Annotated in this window: 22 protein-coding genes; 10 read left to right on the top strand and 12 right to left on the bottom strand. The window is 39.5% G+C overall.

Going from position 1 to position 22,433, the window contains the following annotated elements; genetic code table 11:
- Positions 1-4: 4 nt before the first annotated feature.
- On the bottom strand, positions 5-787 hold the full coding sequence (locus tag T7867_RS04180) for an SdiA-regulated domain-containing protein (protein WP_157717491.1): 783 nt from the start codon (positions 785-787) through the stop codon (positions 5-7).
- Between the two features lie 150 nt (positions 788-937).
- Here T7867_RS04180 and T7867_RS04175 point away from each other — a divergent pair, with 150 nt between their 5' ends.
- The 3 genes from T7867_RS04175 to T7867_RS04165 all read left to right on the top strand — a co-directional run bounded on the left by T7867_RS04175 (position 938) and on the right by T7867_RS04165 (position 5,417).
- Positions 938-2,164 (top strand): Pycsar system effector family protein, encoded by a 1,227-nt coding sequence (locus T7867_RS04175; RefSeq protein ID WP_322299851.1) that lies wholly within the window; start codon positions 938-940, stop codon positions 2,162-2,164.
- Positions 2,165-2,199: 35 nt separating this feature from the next.
- Complete coding sequence (locus T7867_RS04170; RefSeq protein WP_322299850.1) at positions 2,200-4,605, top strand: ABC transporter permease; 2,406 nt, start codon at positions 2,200-2,202, stop codon at positions 4,603-4,605.
- Between the two features lie 137 nt (positions 4,606-4,742).
- Complete coding sequence (locus T7867_RS04165) at positions 4,743-5,417, top strand: ABC transporter ATP-binding protein (protein ID WP_068216080.1); 675 nt, start codon at positions 4,743-4,745, stop codon at positions 5,415-5,417.
- A gap of 54 nt (positions 5,418-5,471) precedes the next feature.
- Here T7867_RS04165 and T7867_RS04160 read toward each other — a convergent pair whose 3' ends face one another.
- The 8 genes from T7867_RS04160 to T7867_RS04125 form a co-directional block, all read right to left on the bottom strand.
- Positions 5,472-6,170, bottom strand: coding sequence for a fatty acid desaturase (locus T7867_RS04160; protein ID WP_322299849.1), 699 nt, complete (start codon positions 6,168-6,170; stop codon positions 5,472-5,474).
- Positions 6,171-6,185: 15 nt separating this feature from the next.
- The gene (locus T7867_RS04155) at positions 6,186-7,031 is read right to left on the bottom strand and encodes a 4-hydroxy-3-methylbut-2-enyl diphosphate reductase (protein ID WP_322299848.1); all 846 of its coding nucleotides are present in this window, start codon (positions 7,029-7,031) and stop codon (positions 6,186-6,188) included.
- Between the two features lie 70 nt (positions 7,032-7,101).
- Positions 7,102-7,935 (bottom strand): phytoene/squalene synthase family protein, encoded by an 834-nt coding sequence (locus tag T7867_RS04150; protein ID WP_322299847.1) that lies wholly within the window; start codon positions 7,933-7,935, stop codon positions 7,102-7,104.
- Between the two features lie 32 nt (positions 7,936-7,967).
- Complete coding sequence (locus tag T7867_RS04145; protein ID WP_273514787.1) at positions 7,968-9,443, bottom strand: phytoene desaturase family protein; 1,476 nt, start codon at positions 9,441-9,443, stop codon at positions 7,968-7,970.
- Positions 9,444-9,459: 16 nt separating this feature from the next.
- On the bottom strand, positions 9,460-9,966 hold the full coding sequence (locus T7867_RS04140) for an RNA polymerase sigma factor (RefSeq protein ID WP_068216070.1): 507 nt from the start codon (positions 9,964-9,966) through the stop codon (positions 9,460-9,462).
- Between the two features lie 389 nt (positions 9,967-10,355).
- Positions 10,356-11,258, bottom strand: coding sequence for a MerR family transcriptional regulator (locus T7867_RS04135; RefSeq protein WP_068216069.1), 903 nt, complete (start codon positions 11,256-11,258; stop codon positions 10,356-10,358).
- A gap of 4 nt (positions 11,259-11,262) precedes the next feature.
- Positions 11,263-11,712 carry a sterol desaturase family protein gene (locus T7867_RS04130; RefSeq protein ID WP_288339790.1) on the bottom strand — a complete coding sequence of 150 codons (450 nt, stop codon included), beginning with the start codon at positions 11,710-11,712 and terminating at the stop codon, positions 11,263-11,265.
- Positions 11,713-11,754: 42 nt separating this feature from the next.
- Positions 11,755-12,405: a carotenoid biosynthesis protein gene (locus T7867_RS04125; protein ID WP_068216065.1), complete on the bottom strand. Its 651-nt coding sequence runs from the start codon at positions 12,403-12,405 to the stop codon at positions 11,755-11,757.
- Positions 12,406-12,432: 27 nt separating this feature from the next.
- Between T7867_RS04125 and T7867_RS04120 the strand changes: the two genes are divergently transcribed.
- Positions 12,433-12,783: a DUF4286 family protein gene (locus T7867_RS04120; protein ID WP_273514791.1), complete on the top strand. Its 351-nt coding sequence runs from the start codon at positions 12,433-12,435 to the stop codon at positions 12,781-12,783.
- Here the strand turns inward: T7867_RS04120 and T7867_RS04115 are convergent.
- From T7867_RS04115 to serS, 3 genes are all read right to left on the bottom strand, one after another.
- A complete protein-coding gene (locus T7867_RS04115) occupies positions 12,780-13,241 on the bottom strand; it encodes a GNAT family N-acetyltransferase (RefSeq protein WP_322299846.1) in 462 nt (153 codons plus the stop codon). The two genes, T7867_RS04120 and T7867_RS04115, sit on opposite strands and share 4 nt — an antisense overlap.
- Positions 13,242-13,248: 7 nt before the next feature.
- Positions 13,249-13,566, bottom strand: a complete 318-nt coding sequence (locus T7867_RS04110; RefSeq protein WP_322299845.1) for a hypothetical protein — start codon at positions 13,564-13,566, stop codon at positions 13,249-13,251.
- Positions 13,567-13,749: 183 nt separating this feature from the next.
- Complete coding sequence (serS, locus tag T7867_RS04105; protein ID WP_068216058.1) at positions 13,750-15,021, bottom strand: serine--tRNA ligase; 1,272 nt, start codon at positions 15,019-15,021, stop codon at positions 13,750-13,752.
- Between the two features lie 244 nt (positions 15,022-15,265).
- Here serS and rho point away from each other — a divergent pair, with 244 nt between their 5' ends.
- From rho to T7867_RS04075, 6 genes are all read left to right on the top strand, one after another.
- Positions 15,266-16,891 carry a transcription termination factor Rho gene (gene rho, locus T7867_RS04100; RefSeq protein WP_288339782.1) on the top strand — a complete coding sequence of 542 codons (1,626 nt, stop codon included), beginning with the start codon at positions 15,266-15,268 and terminating at the stop codon, positions 16,889-16,891.
- 361 nt (positions 16,892-17,252) lie between these two features.
- Positions 17,253-17,864 (top strand): response regulator transcription factor, encoded by a 612-nt coding sequence (locus T7867_RS04095; protein ID WP_322299844.1) that lies wholly within the window; start codon positions 17,253-17,255, stop codon positions 17,862-17,864.
- 1 nt (position 17,865) lies between these two features.
- The gene (locus T7867_RS04090; protein ID WP_322299843.1) at positions 17,866-19,908 is read left to right on the top strand and encodes a sensor histidine kinase; all 2,043 of its coding nucleotides are present in this window, start codon (positions 17,866-17,868) and stop codon (positions 19,906-19,908) included.
- An 89-nt stretch (positions 19,909-19,997) separates the two neighbouring features.
- A complete protein-coding gene (locus T7867_RS04085) occupies positions 19,998-20,381 on the top strand; it encodes a response regulator (RefSeq protein ID WP_322299842.1) in 384 nt (127 codons plus the stop codon).
- Positions 20,382-20,441: 60 nt separating this feature from the next.
- Positions 20,442-20,831, top strand: a complete 390-nt coding sequence (locus tag T7867_RS04080; protein WP_068216048.1) for a response regulator — start codon at positions 20,442-20,444, stop codon at positions 20,829-20,831.
- Between the two features lie 273 nt (positions 20,832-21,104).
- Positions 21,105-22,241, top strand: coding sequence for a formimidoylglutamase (locus tag T7867_RS04075; RefSeq protein WP_068216046.1), 1,137 nt, complete (start codon positions 21,105-21,107; stop codon positions 22,239-22,241).
- The last annotated feature ends 192 nt before the right edge of the window (positions 22,242-22,433 follow it).

Genomic DNA, 22,433 nt, shown 5'->3' with positions numbered 1-22,433 from the left:
GGTTCTACTGCTTCATTTTAAACCAAAGTAGTGTTCCCCCTTCTCCCTCCATTTCATTACTTATATAGAGGTCTCCTTCGGGGCTAAAAGCTATTCCTTCAGGTTGAGGAAATAAGCTCCTCTTTAGGTCGGTCAGGTTTTTGGGCTTACCGTCTTTTCCAAATACCATTAGTGCTCTTTTGTGTGCTGAAAGAACATATACCTCTTCAGTTAAAGGGTGAACTGCCACTGCAGAAGGGTGAAATTTATAGTCTTTTCCCAGCACTCTTTCCATGTCTTTATGGCTTACAGAAAAATGTGGGAGTTTATCGAAAGTCTTTTCATTGAGGTTGTACCCATAAATGGCCTTGCCGGCAACTTTTACATCGGGGGTGTCTCCATCATCTTTTAGGGCTATTAGTAAATGGTTGGTTTTCGGGTTATACCCAAGGCCTTCTACATTGTTTTTAGAATCGAATGGGGTTTCAATTTTCTCTACGACACCTTCAATGTTTACATTAAAACGATAGAGATTACCATTGCTTTTTACAATGTATATGTATTCTCCCACTCGTTCAATGCCCTCATAGTCTCCATCTCCATCAAACCTTACCCTTTGTACAACGGCTCTTTTTTTTAGGTCGAATACATACATTCTCCCTTTTTCATCGTTGTGCATTGCGAGTTGATTGGTATTGAAATAAGTAAGGCCAGAAACTTCTTCCAAATAGTCAGGAAGCGTATAGATTATCTTTGGCGATTCTAGATCGTACGGAGGTCTATCTTGCGCTTGTATATGGAGCGACAAAGAGGTTAAAATAAATAAGATGAATATCTTGGCCGAATGGATCATTTTCATGCTAGGGAACAAAAATAAATTTAATATCATTCCTTATAGGCACTGAGATTCAAGTAATTTGGGTCCCGGGTCCTATATTTAAGATTAGAACAAAGCGCAGTGGCAGATTTACTTGTTTCGAAGGTTCAGGCCTATTGTAAAGAACTTTTTACCGAGAAACTCTCGGAGAGTTTCGTTTATCATAACTATCAACATACCGAAAGGGTTGTGGATGCGGCTCGTATTATTGGACGAGAAAGTGATTTAAACGAAGATGAGTTGGAGCTGATCACCATGGCAGCTTGGTTTCACGATGTTGGTTATACTGAGGGATGTACGAACCATGAAGATACTAGTGTAAGGATTGCCAAAGAGTTTTTGCAAAAGGAAGGTCTAGCCCAAGATAAAATAGATACCATCTGTAATTGCATCTCGGCCACAAAGATGCCTCAAGCTCCTAAAACGCTAATGGAAGAAATTTTGTGCGATGCGGACATGCACCATTTAGCATGTACCGATTACCATAAAATGTCTGACCGCATGCATCGCGAAATTGAGTTAACCAAAGACAAGCAAATCAGTGATGAGGAGTGGGATGAACTGAACTATAGCTTCTTTAACGACCATGAGTATTTCACTGAGTTCGGTAAGAAATACTTGCAACCCATTAAGGATGATAACCTTAAAAGGATAGGGAAGGGAGAGCCTAAGAAGAAAAACAAAGCCGAGTCTAAAAAGATAAAAAAGCTGGAGAAGCAACTGGCGAAGATGGAAGAGAAGGCCAGGCTGAAGCCAGATAGAGGGGTTGAAACCATGTTCAGAACTACCTCTAAAAACCACTTAGAACTCAGTGCTATGGCCGATAATAAGGCCAATATCATGATTTCAGTGAATACCATTATTCTTTCGGTAGTGGTTTCGGTGCTTATCCGCAAGCTATACGAGTATCCTAACTTAGTTATACCCACCATTGTACTCATTATTGTTTCTTTAACCACTATTGTTTTGGCCATTTTGGCTACTCGGCCTAACTTATCATCTGGGGTGTTTACAGATCAAGATGTATTGAGTAAGAAGACGAACCTGCTCTTTTTTGGAAACTTCCATAAGATGAAGCTAGACAGATACGAATGGGGCATGAAAGAAATGATGAAAGATGGCGACTACCTTTACAGTAGCCTTATAAAAGACATCTATTACTTGGGTGTAGTGCTTGGTAAAAAATACAAATTGCTAAGGGCCTGTTACACCTTCTTTATGATAGGTTTTGTCATTTCCATATTAGCTTTTGTATGTGCTATGTTACTGTTTCCGCCAGTAGAACAAACAGGTTTCTACACTTTTTAGCTTGATTTTCTGAGAACCTCTCGCTAAATAGGTTCATGTTAAAGAGTTATTTTTTAGTTGCCCTACGCACAATCAGGAAAAATCCTGGCTACGCTGGAGTCAATATTTTCGGTCTTACCTTAGGTATTTCGGCCTTTTTGGTCATACTTCTTGTCATAAGGTTTGAATTAAGTTTCGATAAATTTCATTCAGATTCTGAAAAGGTTTTTAGAATCAATAATGAGTTGAGATTAAGTAGTGGAAACTATAAATATCCAACTAGCACTTCTGCCTTAGCTCCTGCGCTTAGCAATCAACTACCAGAAGTTACAGATTATACCCGAATGAGTGGTGGTGGTCAACAGCTGGTAATAGAGGTAGATACTGAGCTTTACAAAGAGAATAATTCCTTTTTTGTGGATACTAACTTCCTAGAGTTTTTCAACTTCTCTTTGCTTCAAGGCCAGAAAGAACAGGTGCTGTCTGCTCCCAATACGGTTGTGCTAACAGAAACTGCGGCCGTTAGATATTTCGGAAATACCAATGTGATTGGCAAAACGCTAAAAGTGAAGGGGCAGCAGGATACCAACTATGAGGTTACAGGTCTATTAGAAAATTTGCCAAAAAACACCCATATCGCTTTCGATCTGCTTTTTTCTAACCAGACATTTCGTAGCCAAAATGCCAATTTCCTCAACTCTTGGGCTAATGATGGCTTCTATAACTACATTAAGTTAACAGATGCAAAGCATGCTAATTTGGTGACAGCAAAAATGGTTGAGCTGAAGGCAGCCAATATTGAGGAGGGGCGTTTGCATATGTTTAATCCTGATTTAATAGCCTTAGAAGACATTCATTTAAAATCGAATTTGAGAAACGAAATATCTGTAAATGGCAGCATGGATTTCGTTTACATTTTTACGGCTGTAGGCGTGTTTGTTCTGCTTATTGCGGGTATTAACTACATGAATTTGGCTACGGCCAGATCGGCCAAAAGAGCTAAAGAGGTGGGTATGAGGAAAGTGCTTGGAGCCTACAGAAAACAACTGATAAGTCAGTTTTTGGGAGAGTCTTTAGTATTGGCATCAATTTCAGCTCTTCTGTCATTAATCATAGTCTACTTGCTTATAGGTCCGTTTTCTGGCTTCATCAATAAGCCTTTGTCTTCGGCAATGCTATTTGAGCCTGAGGTTTTGGGAGCGTTGGCTCTCATAGTAGTTGTTATTGGGTTGGGCTCTGGGGTATATCCTGCTCTCTTTCTCTCGGCTTTTAAACCTGTAGTGGTGTTAAAAGGCAAGCTTGCAGCGGGTATGGGAGGTTCTGGTATCTTCAGAAAAGCGCTGGTTGTTTTCCAGTTTGTAATATCCATTGTGATGATCATCGGAACAGTTATAGTTTATAATCAGCTTAGCTTTCTTCAGAATAAGCCTTTGGGCTTTCAGCGTGAAAATATTTTGATGGTTTCTAATACCAATCAGGCGATTACTCCAAGAATGGAGGCTTTCAAAAATGAGCTTGAGAAGAACCCAAGTATTGAAGGGGTTACAGCTACTTTTTCTAAACCAGGCGGACTCAGGCCAATTATTTTTGTGAAGTCAGAATCTGTTTCTGAAGAAGTTGATGGATTGAATTTAGCCGGCATAAATATTTATCTGAACTACCTAGATGTCATGAATATAGAGGTACAAGATGGTAGAAATTTTGACCCAACAATTCCAACCGATTCCACAGAAGCAATTATCATCAATAGGAGGGCCGAAGCAGAGCTGAACTTAAAAGGCGAGGCTGTTGGCAAGTTTATAGATGTCCAAGGTTTTGGAGGTGACTGGCAAAGAAAACAGATCATAGGTGTTATCGATGATATCAATTTTGAACCCCTTCAAAGAAGAACTGAATCATGCTTCTATGCCTACTTCTTCCCGAACTTTCAGGAGATCTTCATAAAGGTAAATCCAGAGAGTCAAAGTGAGGTGGTGAGTTACGTTCGAGATAAGTGGACGGAATTTGCTCCATCACAACCTTTTGAATATTCTTTCTTAGAAGAAGACTTAGCTGCACACTACGATAATGAAAAAGCCTTAAGTCAATTGGTGGTTTTCTTCGCAATACTGGCTGTGGGAATTGCCTGCTTGGGCTTGTTTGGTCTTGCGTCATATTCAACAGAACAGCGAATAAAAGAGGTAGGCGTGAGGAAAGTTTTAGGCGCCTCTATATGGCAAGTTTTATATCTGCTATCTAAAGATTTCGCCATTCTAATAGCTATTGCCTTTGTTATTGCGGCACCTGTTGCATTCTACTTATCTGGTTGGTGGTTGCAAAACTTCGCTTTTTCCATTACTCCATCAGTTTTAACGTTCTTGCTTGCAGGCTTTGTAGCACTATTCATAGCATTGCTAACAGTGAGTCAGAAAACTTATGCTGCTGCCAAATCTAACCCGGTTAAGGCACTGCGGTCTGAATAGCGTGTCAATAGTGAACAAAAGTGATCGAATCTGTACAGTTTCGATTTGCGTAATAACTGCTTAATGCTGAAAATCAATATATTCGCTATTGGCATATAAATTGGTAAACCGAAAAGGTCAAAACTTAAACAAGTCAAATGATTAAACTACGCGACATCGACAAATTTGTCGACTCAAAATACCAGAGAACATTCATTCTGAAAGGAATTGATTTAGACATAGAGCAAGGTGAGTTTGTAACTATTATGGGGCCATCGGGTGCAGGAAAGTCTACTTTAATGAACATTATTGGAATGCTTGACGAACCTTCTCAGGGAGAGTATTATTTCTTTGATGAGCCTATTCATAGAATGAAGGAACGTAAGCGCTCCGATTTGCACAAACATCACATTGGCTTTGTTTTTCAGGCCTATCATTTGATCGATGAATTGACAGTTTATGAAAACATTGAGACGCCTTTGCTATACAAAGGCGTAAAGTCGAAAGAGAGAAAAAGCATGGTAGCCGAAATGTTGGATAGGTTCCAAATGGTGGCGAAGAAAGACCTTTTTCCTGAGCAGCTTTCAGGTGGCCAGCAGCAGTTGGTTGGTGTAGCGAGGGCTTTAATAGGTGAGCCAAAACTACTCTTGGCCGATGAACCAACGGGTAATTTGCACTCAGATCAAGCAGAAGAAATAATGAAGTTGTTCCAGAAATTAAATAGTGAAGGGATGACCATTGTTCAGGTAACCCACTCAAAGGAGAATGCAGCCTACGGAAATAGAACAATTAACATTGTGGATGGTGCTGTAGAAAAAGACGATAGACATTAAGAAAAACAGATAGAAAACACTTTGAAGGCTACTTGTAGAAATGCGAGTAGCCTTTTATTTACTGGTTTCGTATTTTTCTTTAACCTTCCAGAGTTGCCACCATGGCGTGCCTGGAGAGGCATGGTGTTCGTAGTGGTAGCCAAAGAAATAGCAGCTTAAAAATGCCCAAGCATGATTAAGCTTCTGACTATTAGACTTATGAATGTTGTCTTGTTTGTGTTCTCCTCTATGGGGTAGGTAAGTGCCAAAATAGAACAACTGTAAAGTAGAAAGTACCGCTGGCAGCATCCAAAATACAATAAGGTTTTCCGTGGGTAAGAAAAGCTTTAAAATGTTGAAGCTTATGGCCATGAGTAGAATTTGCCAAATATTTAGGTACTGCTTCAAAAAGCTTAGATACCAAGCAAAGAAGTTGCCTCCGTGGTAGTCTGGGTCTTTGTCTGTAGCCACATACCTATGATGTTCGTGATGTTTTGGAAACAACCTTCTGTAAAAGTTAAAGCTGAATAATAACGAGGTAAAATGGCCAATACCATGGTTGAGTTTAAGGTTTTTTGCTACTGTTCCGTGCATTGCGTCATGAGCAGTTATAAATAGCCCAGTATACAAATGGGTCAGCAAAAGAATAAGCAAATAGGTAACTGGCGAGTCAAACTCTAGTTGCCATTGCAAGGCAAAGGCTAAAGTGGCAAACCATAAAATAATTATGGTAAGGGCAACATAAACTCCAGTATTTGACTTGGCTCCGGCCATGCCTAAAATTAACGATTATAGCTTTTGAAGGTGTGATTTAATTTCTTCCATCAACCACATTGGAGTAGAAGTAGCTCCGCAAATACCAACACTTTCGTTTTTCCCGAACCATTCAGATTTTACATCTGCAAGCGATGAGACAAAGTGTGTTCTTGGATTCTGATCGGCACATATTCTGTACAGCACTTTACCATTAGAAGATTTTGTGCCGCTTACAAAAACAACTACATCAAACTTTCTGGCGAAATCTCTTAACTCTTTATCGCGATTCGATACCTGTCGACAAATGGTATCATTGGTTTTTACAGTGATTCCGTTTTCCTCAAGTATTTTATTAATCTCGTAAAATTTGTCTGTGCTTTTGGTGGTTTGAGAATAGAGGGTGAGTTCTCGTGGTAATGTGGGAATATCTAGTTCTGCTATATCTTGAAAGACAACGGCTTCATTATTGGTTTGGCCTAAAAGACCTACTACTTCTGCGTGGCCATGTTTACCGTAAATGTAGATCTGCTCTTCTTTAGCGAAGCTGTTTTTGATTCTATTCTGAAGCTTTAGAACCACTGGGCAAGATGCATCAATTAACTCTAAGTTGTTTTGAAGTGCCATTTGATATGTGGCAGGTGGCTCGCCATGGGCTCTAATGAGCACTTTAGCATTTGTAAGCAGCTTTAGTTGCTCATGGTTGATGATTTTCAACCCTTTTTTTTCTAGTCGCTTAACCTCCTCATCATTGTGTACTATATCTCCTAGACAATAGAGATTTCCCTCTTCTTCCAGAATGTCTTCAGCCATTTCTATGGCGTATACCACACCAAAGCAGAAGCCAGAATTGTTGTCGATATCTACACTGAGATTAAACATAATAGCATAACCTAGAATGAATATTTATGTTTGAGATTTAGTTTCTGTAGCACCAATTAATCAGTCAAAATCAAATTGTGTGTATTCTGTGCTTAAAGTAAATGCCTACTAAAATGCCAAACTTTCTAGCATCGGGAATTCGAATTCTCTCTTCCTTAATTCTAGAAGGAGGGCATTTTTTAATTTTATTAAAGAGCTTCAGATAATACTTGTAGGCTAAATAAACGCCCAATCTTGCTTCTTTCGGAAGCTTCTTAATGCCAACTAATGCATCGTCAAAGTCTTTCTGAATATCAGCTTCAATGGCTTCTTTGGCCGTTAGACTAAAATCATTGAAGTCTACGCCAGGAAAATAAACTCTTCCTCTTTCTTCGTAATCACTTTTAATGTCCCTGATGAAGTTTACTTTCTGAAACGCTGCTCCTAACTTTTTGGCAGGAGGTAAGAGCTTTTCATACTGGGTATTGTCTCCGTTGCAAAAGACCTTCAAGCACATTAGGCCAACTACTTCTGCCGAACCATATATATATTCTTCATACCCGTCTTGATTATAAACGGTTTCACTGAGGTCTAACCTCATGGAGTGTAAGAAAGACCGAATAAGCTCATGGTCTATCTCGTATTTGTTTACTATAAGTTGAAAAGCATGAAGTACTGGGTTGAGACTCACTTGTTGTGCAATGGCCTTGAAGGTGTTCTCTTCAAACTCATCCAGTAGCCTTGCTTTGTCTTTATCATGGAAGGTATCTACAATTTCATCTGCATAGCGAACAAAGCCATAAATGGCGTAGATGGGGAAGTGCAGCTTCTTGTGCAGGGTTTTTATACCTAAAGTGAACGAAGTGCTGTATCGTTGAGTGATAAGCTTGCTGCATTCCAATGTGGTTTGATCGAACAGATCCATGAGTTAAGATAACTAAATTATGTGTAAGAGGTTTAAGCCAAGTCTTTTACAATTTCATTGGCCACCACAATTCCCGATATTAAACTCGGAGGAACCCCTGGCCCAGGAACAGTTAATTGACCTGTGTAGTACAGATTTTTTACATGCTTGTTTTTAAGGCTAGGCTTCAGAATGGCGGTTTGTTTCAATGTATTGGCCAAGCCATAGGCGTTGCCCTTAAATGAATGGTAATCGCTAACAAAGTCTTTGTGAGCAAAGCTTCTCTTATATACCACGTGTTCCAAAATGGATTGTCCGCAGTATTCCTCCATTCTTTTTACTATAAGTTTAAAGTAATGATCTCTTATTTCTTCATTGTCTTCCAGTCCTGGTGCTACAGGTATTAGCAAGAATAAATTCTCATGACCTTGAGGGGCTACTGTGTCATCAGTTTTTGAAGTTAGTGATGCGTAGAATAGCGGATTATCTGGCCACTTAGGATCGGTATAAATATTATGGGCATGCGGGGTAAAGTCCGTATCAAAAAACAAATTGTGATGGAGTAGGCCGTCCAGTTTTTTGTTTAGCCCTACGTAATAAAGCAAAGAAGATGGGGCAAGTACTCGCTTGTCCCAGTATTTCTCTGAGTAGTTTCTATCGGCTTTGCTCAATAATTTATCATCTACATGATGATAATCTGCTCCTGCCACCACAACATCTGCAGAAAAGGAGCCTTGCACTGTTTCTACTGAAGAAACCTTGCCGCTTTTGGTTTCTATAGATGTTACTTCATGGTCTGTAAGTATTTCAACACCTAGCTCTTCGGCCAAAGATGCCATTGCCTCAACAATTTTGAACATGCCATCCTTTGGGTACCACGTACCTAAAGCCATATCTGCATAGTTCATTAAACTATATAGCGCTGGGGTATTTTCAGGGAGGGCACCAAGAAACAACACCGGAAACTCCATGAGCTGAATTAGCTTGGGGTGCTTAAAGTATTTTCTTACATGCTTAGCCATAGATTGGAAGATATCCATTCTAACTACATCAATTAGTAGTTTAGGGTCAGCAAATTCTGTGAGGGTCCTGCCTGGCTTATACACCAGTTGGTTAATGCCTACTTCATATTTGTAAGCAGCCTGTTTTAGAAATTCATCCAATTGAACACCAGAGCCCGGCTCAATAGAGTCGAATAGCTTTTTAAGCTCGGCCATTTGGGCTGGAATTGGCATAGCATCTCCATTTTCATAAACTACCTGATATGAAGGGTCTAGCCTGACTAAATCGTAATAATCGGTAACCGATTTTCCGAATTTGTTGAAGAAACTTTCAAAAACATCGGGCATCCAGTACCAACTAGGCCCCATATCAAAAGTAAAGCCCGACTCGCTAAACTGTCGGGCTCTTCCTCCAATGGAGTTATTCTTTTCCAGAATTTTTACCTCAAAACCTTTGTGAGCCAAGTTGATGGCGGCAGAAAGGCCTGAAAAACCGGAACCAATAACTAGTGCTGTTTTCTTATTCATTAAAGCTAAACTAGCACTAGCTTCTGTATGTTCTTAATTTTTCTTTGAGTTGCTTTCTGGCAATGTGAATTCTATTTTTCACTGTACCAATAGGAATTTCAAGTCTATCGGCAATCTCATGATATTTAAAACCTCTGAAATACATCATAAATGGAGTTTTATAAACATCATCTAACGACTCAATTGCCGCTGTAATGTCTTTCATGGCAAAGTTGCCATACGCTCCATTCTCGATGTTTACATCGCTAGAATTGATAAAGTGTAAATTATCTGTAGTATCAATGAAGGTTCCTCTTCTTACCATTCTCTGATAATTGGTAATAAAAGTGTTCTTCATTATAGTATATAACCACGCTTTCAGATTTGTGCCTTCAGAGAATTTCTCTCTGTTTCTATAGGCCTTCATTAATGTCTCCTGAAGTAAATCATTAGCGTCTTCGGTATCCTTTGTCAACTTCAAAGCAAATGGCTTCAGAGATTTAGTCATTTGTGTAATTGTGTAACTGTATTCTAGAGCTGTCATAACTTTTGCTTTTATGTTGAACAAATATCAATAATGATTAAACAAAAGTCAAGAGCTTTTTGTGGAAAGTTTAAATAATAAGGTTAAACAAAAAATGAGATAATGATCAGACTGTTTAAAATATGGAAGAGATAGTTGACAAATGATTCAACAAAATGATTATACGGGTATGTACATGTAACTATATATATACGAGGCAAATTGGCTAATGGATTCAACCAATCGCAAAAAAGTGTCTAGATATAGGTTTTGAGTAGCTCTAAAAGGAGGAAAAGCTGAAAAACGGCACTTCTTACGCCTTAATCTCAGGGGTTGAGCTAATTGATGAATAGGAATGACTGTAGCTCGCGAAGCAGGTACATCGCGAGCTCAATAAATTCAAAAAAAAATTATTTTGAAACCGACTCAGACTGGTGAGCGCTGATGAATTCTAGTATTCTGTTCGGATTGGCTACCTCTATTACATTATCTGGTAGGCCTAAATCTTCTCCAATAATTTGGCTACCACTTACCAAGATTTCTGTATTAGGGAACAGTTCAGAAAGATTGGCCAAGTATTCCTTCGGGTCAAATGCTCTACTGTTATTTGTAAGTATAGTAAAGAGGTAGTCTGGTTGATAGGTGTCGTACACCATTGACAGATCATCGAACGGCATATTCTGACCCAGATAAATTACCTTATTACCTTTTGCTCTTATTAGATAGTTAGCGAAGAGCAAACCAAGTTCGTGAAGTTCGCCTTCGGGAAGGAAGAGCATGTACTTTTTTGCCTTTTCGTCAAAGGTCTCGTATTGTCCATCTATGGCTACAATAACCTTCTGCCTTATCAAATTAGTGATAAAATGCTCCTGTGCAGGATTTACAGCGTCAGTAAGCCACATTATTCCAATCTTTGAAAGGAAAGGATATATAATGTTGAGCATGGTGCGCTCAAAGCCTACTTTTAGGGTGCTAGACGAAATGATTTTCTCAAAACGCTGTTCGTCTAAGTCTATCATTGCCAAAGTGAGACCGTAGATCTGATCTACAAAACTTGTTGTTTTGTCAGATACTTCTACTACAGCTTCCTGCAGCTCTTTCTTAGACATCTCCGCTATTTTGGAGATCTTAAAACCGTTGTCTTTTAATAAAGAAACATTGAGTACGAGCTTCAAATCATCCTGATCGTAATACCGTATGTTGGTATCAGTTCTTTTAGGATTAATCAATCCGTATCTCTGTTCCCAGATTCTTAGGGTGTGAGCTTTAATCCCCGAAAGGTGCTCTAAATCTTTAATTGAATAATTTGCCAAACCTTTACTCCTTTATTCCTTGCTTCTTCCAAAACTCTCTCGGTACAACAAATAGTCCGAACGACACTGAGTTGTTTTTTTGAGTGCTATGATGAGCCTTATGAGCCTCGGTTATGGCTTTTAGGTATTTACTTTTTGGTCTGTTAAACCAACTCAGCCTTTTGTGTATGAGTACATCGTGTAAAATAAAGTAAGACATACCATACAGACTAATACCGCAGCCTATCCAGAACCTGTAATCGAAGGTCTCTGCGCCTAGTAATATTAATACTATGGCTGTTCCACCAAAAATTACAGTAAAGAGATCATTTAGCTCAAAGAAACCTTTTGTGTGAGTGTGATGGGTTTTGTGAATGTTCCACAAAATACCATGCATTAGGTATTTGTGAATGGCCCAAGAAAAGACCTCCATCAAAACAAATCCCAAAAACGTCCACAAAATTGCCTCTAACATTTCCTCACAAACAGTACGTTCATTGAATTGTTTCTAACTGCTTCAAATAAAATTCAAAGCCATAAAAAAGCCGATCAATATATATAAAAGTCTAGGTGCCAACGAATTGTTTGACTTCGGCATTAAATAATAAAATAAAGTGTGAAGTATTATGCTGGTAATAAACCAGCCTAAGTAGTTGCGAAGAGGAATATGGTTTCCTTCCCAAGTCCAAAAATCGAGCTTAACTGCAACAGGTTCAATTAGAATGTCAATGGCCGTCATTAAAACAGCACCAACTAGTATGGTTGGAACCTTGCTATGGGCAACACTTCTGGCAAATAAGCCAGTGCAATAAATCATAATTACCCAGTTTATACCTATTGCCAGAGGTACATCCCAAAGTTTAAAGCCAAGAGTTGGCCCGTAGCTATACTCACCAAAAATAACTCCCGAATGAACCCCGGCTACTTCAACAAAAAAGCCAATGATTATGGTGAGTAGAATAAATAAGAAGTATTGACCAGACTTAATCTTTTCAAAATGAAGAAGAATAGCGGCAGTGGCCACAAGGTTGAATGGGGTGAGCATCTGAAAGAGTTCTCTCGATGCGTCTATACTCATGCCTACTACTCCAGCAACGTGCATGGCTAAGAGCAGATAGAAGGCATTGTTCTCGTTTACGAAGGGTAGGTTGTCAACCTTAGATAGCATATGCTTCAAAACTCAACGACTATTGAAATGTTTAGCACAAAAATAAGCCTTAATTTTGTGCCAAACAGCAGTAGAATGATTCTTTATAACGTAACGGTAGCAATAGACAAAAGAGTTGAAAAAGAGTGGTTAAAGTGGATGAAAGAAACTCACATTCCAGAGGTGCTCGAAACAAATCAGTTCGTAGATCATAAAATTTTCAAGGTATTAAATACCGAAGACCCTGAGTCGTCATCTTATAGCATTCAGTATTTTGCTGAAAGTATGGATAACATAACCATGTACCTTAATGCATTCTCTCAAGAATTGAGGTTAAAGGTTAATCAGAAGTTTCCAAACCAGTTTGCAGCCTTTAGGACATTGTTGGAAGAGGCTTAGTAAGATTGAATTTGTTGAGAGGTAAGTGTACAATTTATCCACTCCCCATCTAGATCAGCTCCAAGTTTCTTGTAGAATTCAATGGCGGGTTCGTTCCAATCGAGTACTTGCCATCTTACCTGCTTGGAGTTGGTTCGTTTTGCTTCTTTAATTATTGCGTCTAAAAGAAGTTGTCCATAACCTTTTCCTCTTTCTGAGCCTTTTACTACCAAATCTTCTAGGTAAACGGCTTTTCCTTTCCAGGTGGAGTACCTGAAGTAATAAAGAGCAATGCCAACAATTTCACTTTCGTTTTCAGCCACAAAAAACTCATAGACTGGGTTTTCCCCAAACCCATCTTCTTCCAATTGGATAAGGGTTATTTCTACTTCATGAGCAGCTTTTTCATAATCGGCTAACTCCTGTATAAGTTCTAATACTTGTGGAAGGTCAGATTTGATCCCTTTTCTGATGTACATGGTTGGTTTATCTTATTAATTTAAACTCTCCTCTAACTTCTTCTGTAGAAGTGATATTGTTGGCTTCAATAACCCAAGAGGCAAAGTAAGAGTATTTTCCTTCTGGAGCATCACTTCCGTTTACGGTCCAGTTATATGAGTGACCATTTAAAGTGAGTATGCCATTTGAGCTATCGAAGTTGCTATTTACTGCAGTGCCATTGTAGGCTAGTAAATCTGTAGAAGCATCATAGTTTTCTATGGTTACCTGAATGCCTTCCAGCTGTTCGTTACTGTCTCCGCTGATTACCACGAATTGGGAGATAGGTAATGGTTGTCCTGCCATATAGCAGTAAGAGGCTTGAGCTTGTACCTCAAGTGTTTGGGCAAAGCTGAAAACATTGGTGCACAGCAGAATGCACACCAAAAAATGGAGTCTAGTAAAAGTCAATAGCAGCGCGTTCTATTCTCTTCGTATTAACGAAAGCTTGCAATATAAGTATGTAGAACGCCTGCTACAAGGTGGGTTCTATATTCTGTTAAACCCAGTATACGAATGTAATACCTCTGGAATGTTGATTCCGCTTTCGTCTTGGTTGTTCTCCAAAATTGCAGCGATTATTCTAGGTAAGGCCATGGCGCTACCGTTCAGTGTATGAAGTAAAATGGACTTCTTGTTTTCGTCTTTATACCTAAGCTTTAAGCGGTTTGCTTGGTAGGTTTCAAAGTTAGAAACAGAACTTACTTCTAGCCACTTGCCTTGTGCTGCAGAATATACTTCAAAATCGAAGGTTAGGGCAGAGGTAAAGCCTAGGTCTCCACCGCAAAGCCTCAAAATTCGGTATGGCAGATTTAAGCTAGAGAGTAGGTGTTCTACATGAGCACACATCTCTTCAAGTGCCTGATAAGATTCTTCTGGCTTTCTTACTTGCACAATTTCTACCTTGTCGAACTGATGAAGTCTGTTGAGACCCCTTACGTGAGCTCCCCAGCTCCCGGCTTCTCTTCTAAAGCAAGGTGTGAAACCAGCATGCTTTACAGGAAGATCCTGCTCATTCAGTATCACATCTCTATAAAGGTTAGTGATTGGAACTTCTGCGGTTGGAATAAGGAATAGGTTCTCTTCTCCAATATGATACATCTGTCCTTCCTTGTCTGGAAGCTGACCAGTGCCGTAGCCGCTAGCTTCATTAACCACAATAGGTGGCTGAACTTCAGAGTACCCTGCTTTTACCGCTTCATCTAAGAAATAGTTTACTAAGGCTCTTTGAAGCCTAGCACCTTTTCCTTTATAAACTGGAAATCCTGCCCCTGTGATTTTTATCCCTAAGTCGAAATCTATGATGTCGTGCTTTTTTATGAGATCCCAATGCGCCATAGCGCCATCATTAAGGGTTGGAACTTCGCCCACTTTCTTAATTTCTACATTGTCTTCATCTGTATTTCCTGCAGGTACAGATTCATTGGGAACGTTAGGGATATTGTAAAGCTTTTGGGTCAAATCGTCTTGAATGCCATTCAGCTTTTCGCCTAGCTCTTTATTTAGTTGCTTTAATTCAGAGGTTCTGGCCTTTATTTTTTCAGCCTCATCTTTTTTGCCCTCTTTCATTAAAGCACCAATTTGCTTGGCAATACTGTTTGCTTCGGCCAAGTTGGAGTCTAACTCTTGCTGTGTACTCTTTCTAGATTCGTCCAATTGAATTACCTCATTCAGCAATTCTTCCGCATTAGAAATGTTTCTTTTCTTTAATCCGGTTATGTATCGGTCTTTTTCAGCAATAATGTTGTTTACCTGAAGCATCAGTCATTTAATTTAGGCCGCTAAATTATTTAATTCCGCTGGAATAGAAGCCTTAAATGGCATGGAAAAGAGGGATAAGTAAGAAAAACAAGGTCTAAATTTTGAGAGTTTAAATGTTTGCTCTAATATTGTATATCCTTTGATGATCGGATGCTTTCCAATATTCATCACTAACTACAATTCATTTAACTGAAATCATTTTTAAAATCGTCCTCCCAGAGGAGATTTTCCCAATAAATTTATTATGTATAACATCGAAGAACTGAAGCTCAGACTTCTTTCAGAATTGAAGGAAATTGCTGAGAATCTTGGTGTAAAAAACTTCAAAAAGCTGAACAAGCAAGATCTCATCTACGCTATCCTCGATCAGCAAGCCATTACACCAGACGAGAAACTACCTAAGAAAGCCGATTCAGAAAAAACTGAAGAGAAAGCTGAAGAAAAAGCTCCTGAAGCCAAGAAAGAAGCTCCTCAAGCAAGAGAGCCAAAAGAAAAGAAAAGAGCTCCAAGAGAGAATAAGTCTGCCAGAAGACCTCGAAGAGAGAATGTTACTGACTCTGCAGAAAGTACAGACGCTTCTTCAAACGAAAACACACCACAAGAAAAACCTGAAAAGTCTAAAGCCCCGAATAAAGAGGCTAAGAAAGAAGACAATAACAATCAGGAAAGCGGTGACAAACCGGAGAAGCCTGAGAATAATAGAAAAGATAACAGAAGAAATAAAAAGCAGGAGTACAACCAAAATATCAAAGATTTTGATGGCCTAATTGAAAATGAAGGCGTTTTGGAGATGATGCAAGATGGCTACGGCTTCCTTCGCTCATCTGACTATAACTACTTAGCTAGCCCTGACGATATTTATGTTTCTCCATCTCAGATCAAACTTTTTGGTTTAAAGACTGGAGATACCGTAAAGGGTCAGATCAGACCTCCGAAAGAGGGAGAGAAGTATTTTGCTCTATTAAGAGTTGAATCGGTAAACGGTAAGACTACCGAAGAAATTAGAGATAGAGTGGCATTCGAATATTTGACTCCACTTTTCCCTGAAGAAAAATTGAAGCTTAGCACAAGACCATCTCAGATGTCTACCAGAATTTTGGACATGTTTGCTCCAATTGGTAAGGGACAAAGAGGTATGATTGTGGCTCAGCCAAAGACTGGTAAAACGGTTCTTTTGAAGGAAATTGCAAATGCAATTGCTGAAAATCACCCTGAGTGTTACCTGATCATTCTTTTGATTGATGAGCGTCCAGAAGAAGTTACCGATATGGCTAGAAGTGTGAAGGCCGAGGTGATTTCATCTACCTTCGATGAGCAAGCTGAGCGTCACGTAAAGGTTTCTAACATTGTGTTAGAAAAAGCCAAGAGAATGGTAGAGTGTGGTCACGATGTGGTGATTCTTCTAGACTCGATCACTCGTTTAGCCAGAGCTTACAATACTGTAGTGCCTTCTTCTGGAAAAATTCTTTCTGGTGGTGTAGATGCCAACGCTCTTCACAAGCCAAAGCGTTTCTTTGGTGCTGCTCGTAATGTAGAAAATGGCGGATCACTTTCAATCATTGCTACTGCTCTTATAGAAACTGGTTCTAAGATGGACGAAGTAATCTTTGAAGAATTCAAAGGTACGGGTAACATGGAGCTTCAGTTAGACAGAAAGCTTTCGAACAAGCGTGTTTACCCTGCTATCGATGTACCTGCGTCTGGAACAAGAAGAGAAGATTTGCTAATGAGCAAAGAAGAACTTCAGAGAGTGTGGATTCTACGCAAGTTTATGGCAGATATGAATTCTGTAGAGGCTATGGAATTCTTGCTAGACAGAATGAAAGGAACCAGAGACAACAACGAGTTCTTGGTTTCTATGAACGGTTAATACTGACTAACTATATACAAGAGGCCTCTTCAGCAATGAAGAGGCTTTTTTATTGGTCACAAAAGGAGTTAAAACTATGCACTTTAGTGCATTTCGCTTTAGCTTCTAAAAAGCATCCTGGAATTTACGATGTACGCCCCGATTATGCTCGGGGTTTGATTGACGTCAATCGTAACTCTAATCCCGAAACTTTCGGGACGTACATTTTCTAAGCTGGCCATTCAAAGCGACTTTCAGTTCCTTCTAAAACTATGGTGCTTTCAGCTCATTGTGGTTTATTTTTTTTCCGTTGGCTGCAAAAAGCCTTAGTTATGAGTATATTCATTTTTAAGATTACTGACTAAATACTAGGCTCCTACTAATGAAAACCAAGGTTCTTGTTGTTGAAAATGAGATTCTGATCGCAGACGATCTTTGCGCTACCTTGGAGGAGCTCAATTACCACGTATTAGAGCCAGCTCTGGATTATTATTCGGCCATTGAGGTACTACAGACCGAGTCAGTAGACATAGTAATACTAGATATTCAGCTAGGTGGAAAAAAGACTGGGATGGACGTAGCTGAGTATATTAGAAAGCATCTGAATGTGCCTTTTATTTATCTCTCTTCTCATTCAGACCAAAAAACACTTGAGTTGGTCAAAGATACCATGCCCTATGGTTATTTGGTAAAGCCCTTCAATGCTCCAGATGTACAGACAACATTAGCAATTGCCTTGAGCAACCATTCTCGGTATACCAATAAGCGAGCGAACTATGAAAAGGAAGAGAAGGTAGACCTTACACCAATGGAAAAAGTTGTGCTTAGGCTGGTGGCCGATAATAAAACTACCAAAGAAATAGCTGAGTGGCTTTCAATTAGTCTGAGTACGGTTAAAAACCACCGACACAATATTTGTGTAAAATTAGATTTGCCTCAAGGTACACACTCTCTATTGAAATGGGCTATTGAAAATAAACACACCTTTTATTAGAATGAAAACACATCGTGCCATTGGCTTTTTTCTCTTTTGTCTTTTAAGTTTTGCTTACGTATCTGTGGCTAACGGCCAAGATAGATTAGCTGATAAAATGGACAGTCTGCAGAGCATAGTAGACCGAACCAAAGCGCAAGATTCTTTAAAGCTACTCTATGCTGAACAATTAAGTATTGCTCAACAACAAGGCGATTTGAAGAAAGAAGCACTATTGGAGCTTAAGCTTGGAGCAAATTCAGATTATACGGGCGTAGAAATGGAGCGGCATTATGCCAAGGCCTTGGCTATTTACACTCAGATCAATGATACGCTGGGAATGACAAGGGCAAACTATGAGATTGCCAATGCCAAGCAGCTTCAGAACGACTACGACAGTACTCGAATTTACGCAGAACGATCCGTTGCTTTGGCCGAGCAACAGTCCGATACAGTTGGCATCATCAAAGGCCGATTGTTGCTCTCTTCCATGTATTCGCATTTGGCACTCTATACACAGTCTCTACAAGAGCTGAATAAAGGAAGGATGTTGGCCGAAAGAATGGAAGATAATCAGGCTATGGTTCAAGACATTCTGAATAAGGAGTCTTTTGCGCTTTACTCTTTAGAAGAATACGATAAAAGTGCAGAGAAAATAAGTCAGATAATAGAAATGCTCAAGCCATCGGGCAATGCAAGGCGTCTCAATGTTTGGTCTAACAATCTTGCTAGCGTATACTCTTTGTGTCAGGGCTGCGTCTCGTTCGAAAGAAGGAAATCTATACTAAGAGAGGCCATTGCTTATGCAGAAGAGGCCAACTTTGCTTATGGAAAGGCATACTCATACAAACACATGGCCGATACCTATCGCGATGAGGGCATCTTGGATAGCACACGCTACTATTTAGATCAAATAGAAAGGCTTTTACCCGAAATTGATAAAAAGGATTTTACCGGTTTGGTGAGTTCTTCTCAAGCAGCTTACTGGAGTAAGGCTGGCGATAATAAGAGGGCTATTCTTTATTTCGAAAAGGCCTTTAATATTTGGAAGGAGATTGGAAGCAAGAGTGATCAGATGTACGTGGCATCACACCTTCAAAAACACTACAGGGCCGAGCAAGACTTTAGAAATGCTTATAAATACTTGAATGAGTATGTGAGCTTAAAGGATAGTTTGTTTAGTCAGGAAAATGTGGAGAAAGTAAAGGAGCTACAGTTAAGTTACGAGTTTCAGAAGCAACAGATTGCGGATAGTCTGAAAAACGAAGAAAGACTGAATCTTTTAAAAGTGAGTTATGAGTACGAAGCTTCGATAGAAAAGCGTTCGAGAATCATTCTGATTATCTCCATGTTGGCTGTCGCCATTATTGCGGTATTGATTTTTACCAACTACAAAAAACAAAAAAGGCTGGCTGGCTTACTTCAGATAAGAACTAATGAAGTAACAGATGAGCTAAAACAAAAAGAGTTACTGCTTACGGAGATACATCACAGGGTAAAAAACAACTTTCAAATTCTATCTAGCTTACTAGAGCTACAGGCCAAAGGAACCAGCGACCCTAACACTAAGAGCCTCATTAGCGAGGGTAAAAGCAGGGTAAAGTCTATGGCGCTTATTCATAATCAGCTTTATAATACAGACAGTCTTAAAGTTTCGGTACTAAGCTATTTGCAGAATTTATTTGCAGAGATTCAGAGATCGTTCGAGAATATTTCTTCTGACGCCAAATTTGCTATCGATTCAGATATTGAGATAGATGTAGACACCATGGTGCCTCTGGGGCTTATTGCTAATGAACTGATAACGAATAGCTTCAAGTATGCTTCTGCCAGTGGGTTGCAGCTAACAATCTCTTTGTCTCGAATGGAAGATTCTTTGCTTCTAACCGTCAAAGACAATGGGCCGGGCATACCCGATGGTTTCGATATACAAAGAGCAAAAAGTACTGGGTTGTGGCTGGTGAGCAGGCTGGCACTTCAAATACATGGAAGGTATGAGTATGCTTATGATGCTGGTGCTGTCTTCAAAATTTATTTCAATCAGAGTCAATACATCAACTCATAATAGATTCAGCTGAAATTAGTCCTTAAGGTCTATTTACTGGAAGCGTTTTCACGGGTTACTTTGTTTTTTATCGTGACTAAATATTTCCTTTGGATAGAAAAACCGTACTCATTGTTGAAAACGAGATAATTGTTGCCGATGATATTTCGAGGCTAGTTAACGATTTGGGGCACGACTGTGTGGTTCCCGTTTTTAGTTATGCGCAGGCCGTTGAGTGTTGTGAGAGACAGCGTTTAGACCTTGTTATTTTAGATATTAAGCTCAATGGAGGAGAGTCGGGAGTAGATTTTGCCACATGGCTCAGAAAAAACAACTGTTCTATACCCATCATTTATCTGTCAGTTTCTGACGATGTTGCCACAAAAAGAACCTGCGAACTTACTGAGGCTCATGCCTATCTAGAAAAGCCATTTGTAGAAAATGAGCTTAAAGAGCTTATCAGCTCAGCATTGCAAATACAAAATGAACCTTAAGGTCTATTTACCACCAAGTATAGCAGGCTTAATTTCACCAAGAAGTTATTTGAATAATCCATGCTGAAAAAGATTCTGATAGTTGAAGATCATATTGGGGTGGCAGAGAACCTTGCTGATCTGATAGATTTTATGGGGTATGAACCATGTGCCATAGCGAGTAACTATGATGATGCCATAGAAAAATTCCTTCACCATGAACCCGACCTTACTATTCTAGATATCAATTTGAAAGGAAGTTTTAATGGGGTAGAGGTAGCGGAGTTTATTAGAAAGGGTTCGTCCAAACCTTTTATTTTCTACTCGGCTTGCCAAGAGGAAGGCCTACTGAAAAAGGCACAAGCTACTGAGCCTTTTGCCATTATCACAAAATTGCAAGGTTTAGATTATTTGGAGGCAACCATAAGTGGTGCAATTGGAGCAGGTTCTCCAACTACAGAGCTTGTCTGAAAGCATTGAAGTAAGAAACAGTTGATGGACTATTTGGTTGAGGTCCTATTTTAATATAGTCCGGAGAAAGGCTACCGTACGGGTGGCCTTTTTCATTTAGTGCAGATATGAGGTGTTTGGTTCTGGTTAAACTATGCCTCACTGGAAATAGATAGGCCGCTAGTCTTGCACAATGAAATTCATTTCTTAAAACTATTGAGAGGAAAGTAAACTTTGAGCTTATGGTAGTTCAATGAAATCCATTATCCTTATTTTTGAGTTTCAATTTTGTCTATGAACTTAAAACTCTTCTTCAAAGCCGCTGAACAAATTGAAGGCCTTCCGCAGTCTGCTATTGGCAATAGCATTAAGCAGCTGAACGATGAAAGCCTCGATATTTCAAAAACCGATTTGGCATTAGTAGGGGTTACCGACAACAGAGGTACGTCTGTAAATGTTGGTGTTCAGGGAGCGGCAGATGCTTTCCGAAAGAAATTTTATCGCTTAAAAAAGGGGAGTCTAACCTACAGAATTGCCGACTTGGGTAATATTCAGAATGGTGCCGATTATCAAGATACCATGGATAGGCTCAAGGAGGTGTGTGAGCACCTTATGGCTACAAAGGTTACACCGATAATTATTGGAGGTACGCATGACATAGCCTTGCCTCAATATTTGGCTTATGAATCAAAGAAAGATCTAATATCTGTACTGAATGTAGATGCCAAATTGGATGTAGAAGATGAAGGCGATGAAAACGAAACATTTCTTTCTAAGCTAATTACACACCGGCCAAATTTTATGTTTAGCTATAATCACCTTGGGCACCAGAGTTATTTAGTGGAGGCAGGTGCACTATCGGCACTAGATAAGCTCTATTTTGAAGCTTTAAGGCTCGGTGAATTGAGAGAGAATTTTCATAATGCAGAGCCAGTAGTGCGTATGGCCAATATGTTGAGTTTCGATATTTCTGCTATTAGAAACGCGGACGCAACTGCTAATGCAAATGCTCAGCCCTTCGGCCTTTCAGGAGAGGAGGCTTGCCAACTTATGTGGTATGCTGGTATGAATGAAAAAATGAGTTCAGTTAGCATCTGTGAGTATAATCCAGACATGGACGATCAGCACTTTTCTACGGCTTCTGTAGTGGCAACAATGGTGTGGTACTTCATTGAGGGTTATTACAATAGAAAAGACACTGGCCAATTTAACTCAGATCAGTATACTAAATACACAGTTAGCTTTGAAGGTACCGATGATACCATGACTTTCTATAAGAGCAGACTTTCCGAAAAGTGGTGGATGCTGGTGAACTATGGAGATAAGATGATGGATAGGGCTTATATACCTTGTTCATATGAAGATTATACCACAGCCACACATGGAGATTTTCCTGAAAGGTGGATAAAAGCGCAAGGGAAGCTTATTTAGGCTTGTCTATTACTTTAGTAGATGTCTTCTGCCGCTTTCTTTACAGATCAGCGTTTAGTTATAAGCGATTGATGTGAAAGTGATTTTTTTGAGTTAGACTGCCTGTAAAATAAAGCGGCCCCTCCACCATCTATGGAGAGGCCTGGTTTAGATTACTAGTAATCCAAACACCTCAACTAATAACACACTACC

Origin of the sequence: Roseivirga spongicola (assembly GCF_034376045.1) — a bacterium.
Taxonomy (GTDB): domain Bacteria; phylum Bacteroidota; class Bacteroidia; order Cytophagales; family Cyclobacteriaceae; genus Roseivirga; species Roseivirga spongicola.
The sequence above is the reverse complement of the archived record's forward strand: the minus strand, read 5'-3'. Positions and strand labels throughout refer to the sequence as shown.

Excerpts from the sequence above, each read along its gene's own strand:
- rho (WP_288339782.1), top strand. The coding sequence starts at position 15,266 with ATGTATAACATCGAAGAACTGAAGCTCAGACTTCTTTCAGAATTGAAG.
- T7867_RS04170 (WP_322299850.1), top strand. The coding sequence starts at position 2,200 with ATGTTAAAGAGTTATTTTTTAGTTGCCCTACGCACAATCAGGAAAAAT.
- T7867_RS04115 (WP_322299846.1), bottom strand. The coding sequence starts at position 13,241 with ATGTACATCAGAAAAGGGATCAAATCTGACCTTCCACAAGTATTAGAA.
- T7867_RS04160 (WP_322299849.1), bottom strand. The coding sequence starts at position 6,170 with ATGGCCGGAGCCAAGTCAAATACTGGAGTTTATGTTGCCCTTACCATA.
- serS (WP_068216058.1), bottom strand. The coding sequence starts at position 15,021 with ATGCTTCAGGTAAACAACATTATTGCTGAAAAAGACCGATACATAACC.
- T7867_RS04075 (WP_068216046.1), top strand. The coding sequence starts at position 21,105 with ATGAACTTAAAACTCTTCTTCAAAGCCGCTGAACAAATTGAAGGCCTT.
- T7867_RS04145 (WP_273514787.1), bottom strand. The coding sequence starts at position 9,443 with ATGAATAAGAAAACAGCACTAGTTATTGGTTCCGGTTTTTCAGGCCTT.
- T7867_RS04090 (WP_322299843.1), top strand. The coding sequence starts at position 17,866 with ATGAAAACACATCGTGCCATTGGCTTTTTTCTCTTTTGTCTTTTAAGT.
- T7867_RS04165 (WP_068216080.1), top strand. The coding sequence starts at position 4,743 with ATGATTAAACTACGCGACATCGACAAATTTGTCGACTCAAAATACCAG.
- T7867_RS04155 (WP_322299848.1), bottom strand. The coding sequence starts at position 7,031 with ATGTTTAATCTCAGTGTAGATATCGACAACAATTCTGGCTTCTGCTTT.
- T7867_RS04130 (WP_288339790.1), bottom strand. The coding sequence starts at position 11,712 with ATGTTAGAGGCAATTTTGTGGACGTTTTTGGGATTTGTTTTGATGGAG.
- T7867_RS04125 (WP_068216065.1), bottom strand. The coding sequence starts at position 12,405 with ATGCTATCTAAGGTTGACAACCTACCCTTCGTAAACGAGAACAATGCC.
- T7867_RS04110 (WP_322299845.1), bottom strand. The coding sequence starts at position 13,566 with ATGGCAGGACAACCATTACCTATCTCCCAATTCGTGGTAATCAGCGGA.
- T7867_RS04140 (WP_068216070.1), bottom strand. The coding sequence starts at position 9,966 with ATGACAGCTCTAGAATACAGTTACACAATTACACAAATGACTAAATCT.
- T7867_RS04080 (WP_068216048.1), top strand. The coding sequence starts at position 20,442 with ATGCTGAAAAAGATTCTGATAGTTGAAGATCATATTGGGGTGGCAGAG.
- T7867_RS04120 (WP_273514791.1), top strand. The coding sequence starts at position 12,433 with ATGTTTAGCACAAAAATAAGCCTTAATTTTGTGCCAAACAGCAGTAGA.
- T7867_RS04095 (WP_322299844.1), top strand. The coding sequence starts at position 17,253 with ATGAAAACCAAGGTTCTTGTTGTTGAAAATGAGATTCTGATCGCAGAC.
- T7867_RS04150 (WP_322299847.1), bottom strand. The coding sequence starts at position 7,935 with ATGGATCTGTTCGATCAAACCACATTGGAATGCAGCAAGCTTATCACT.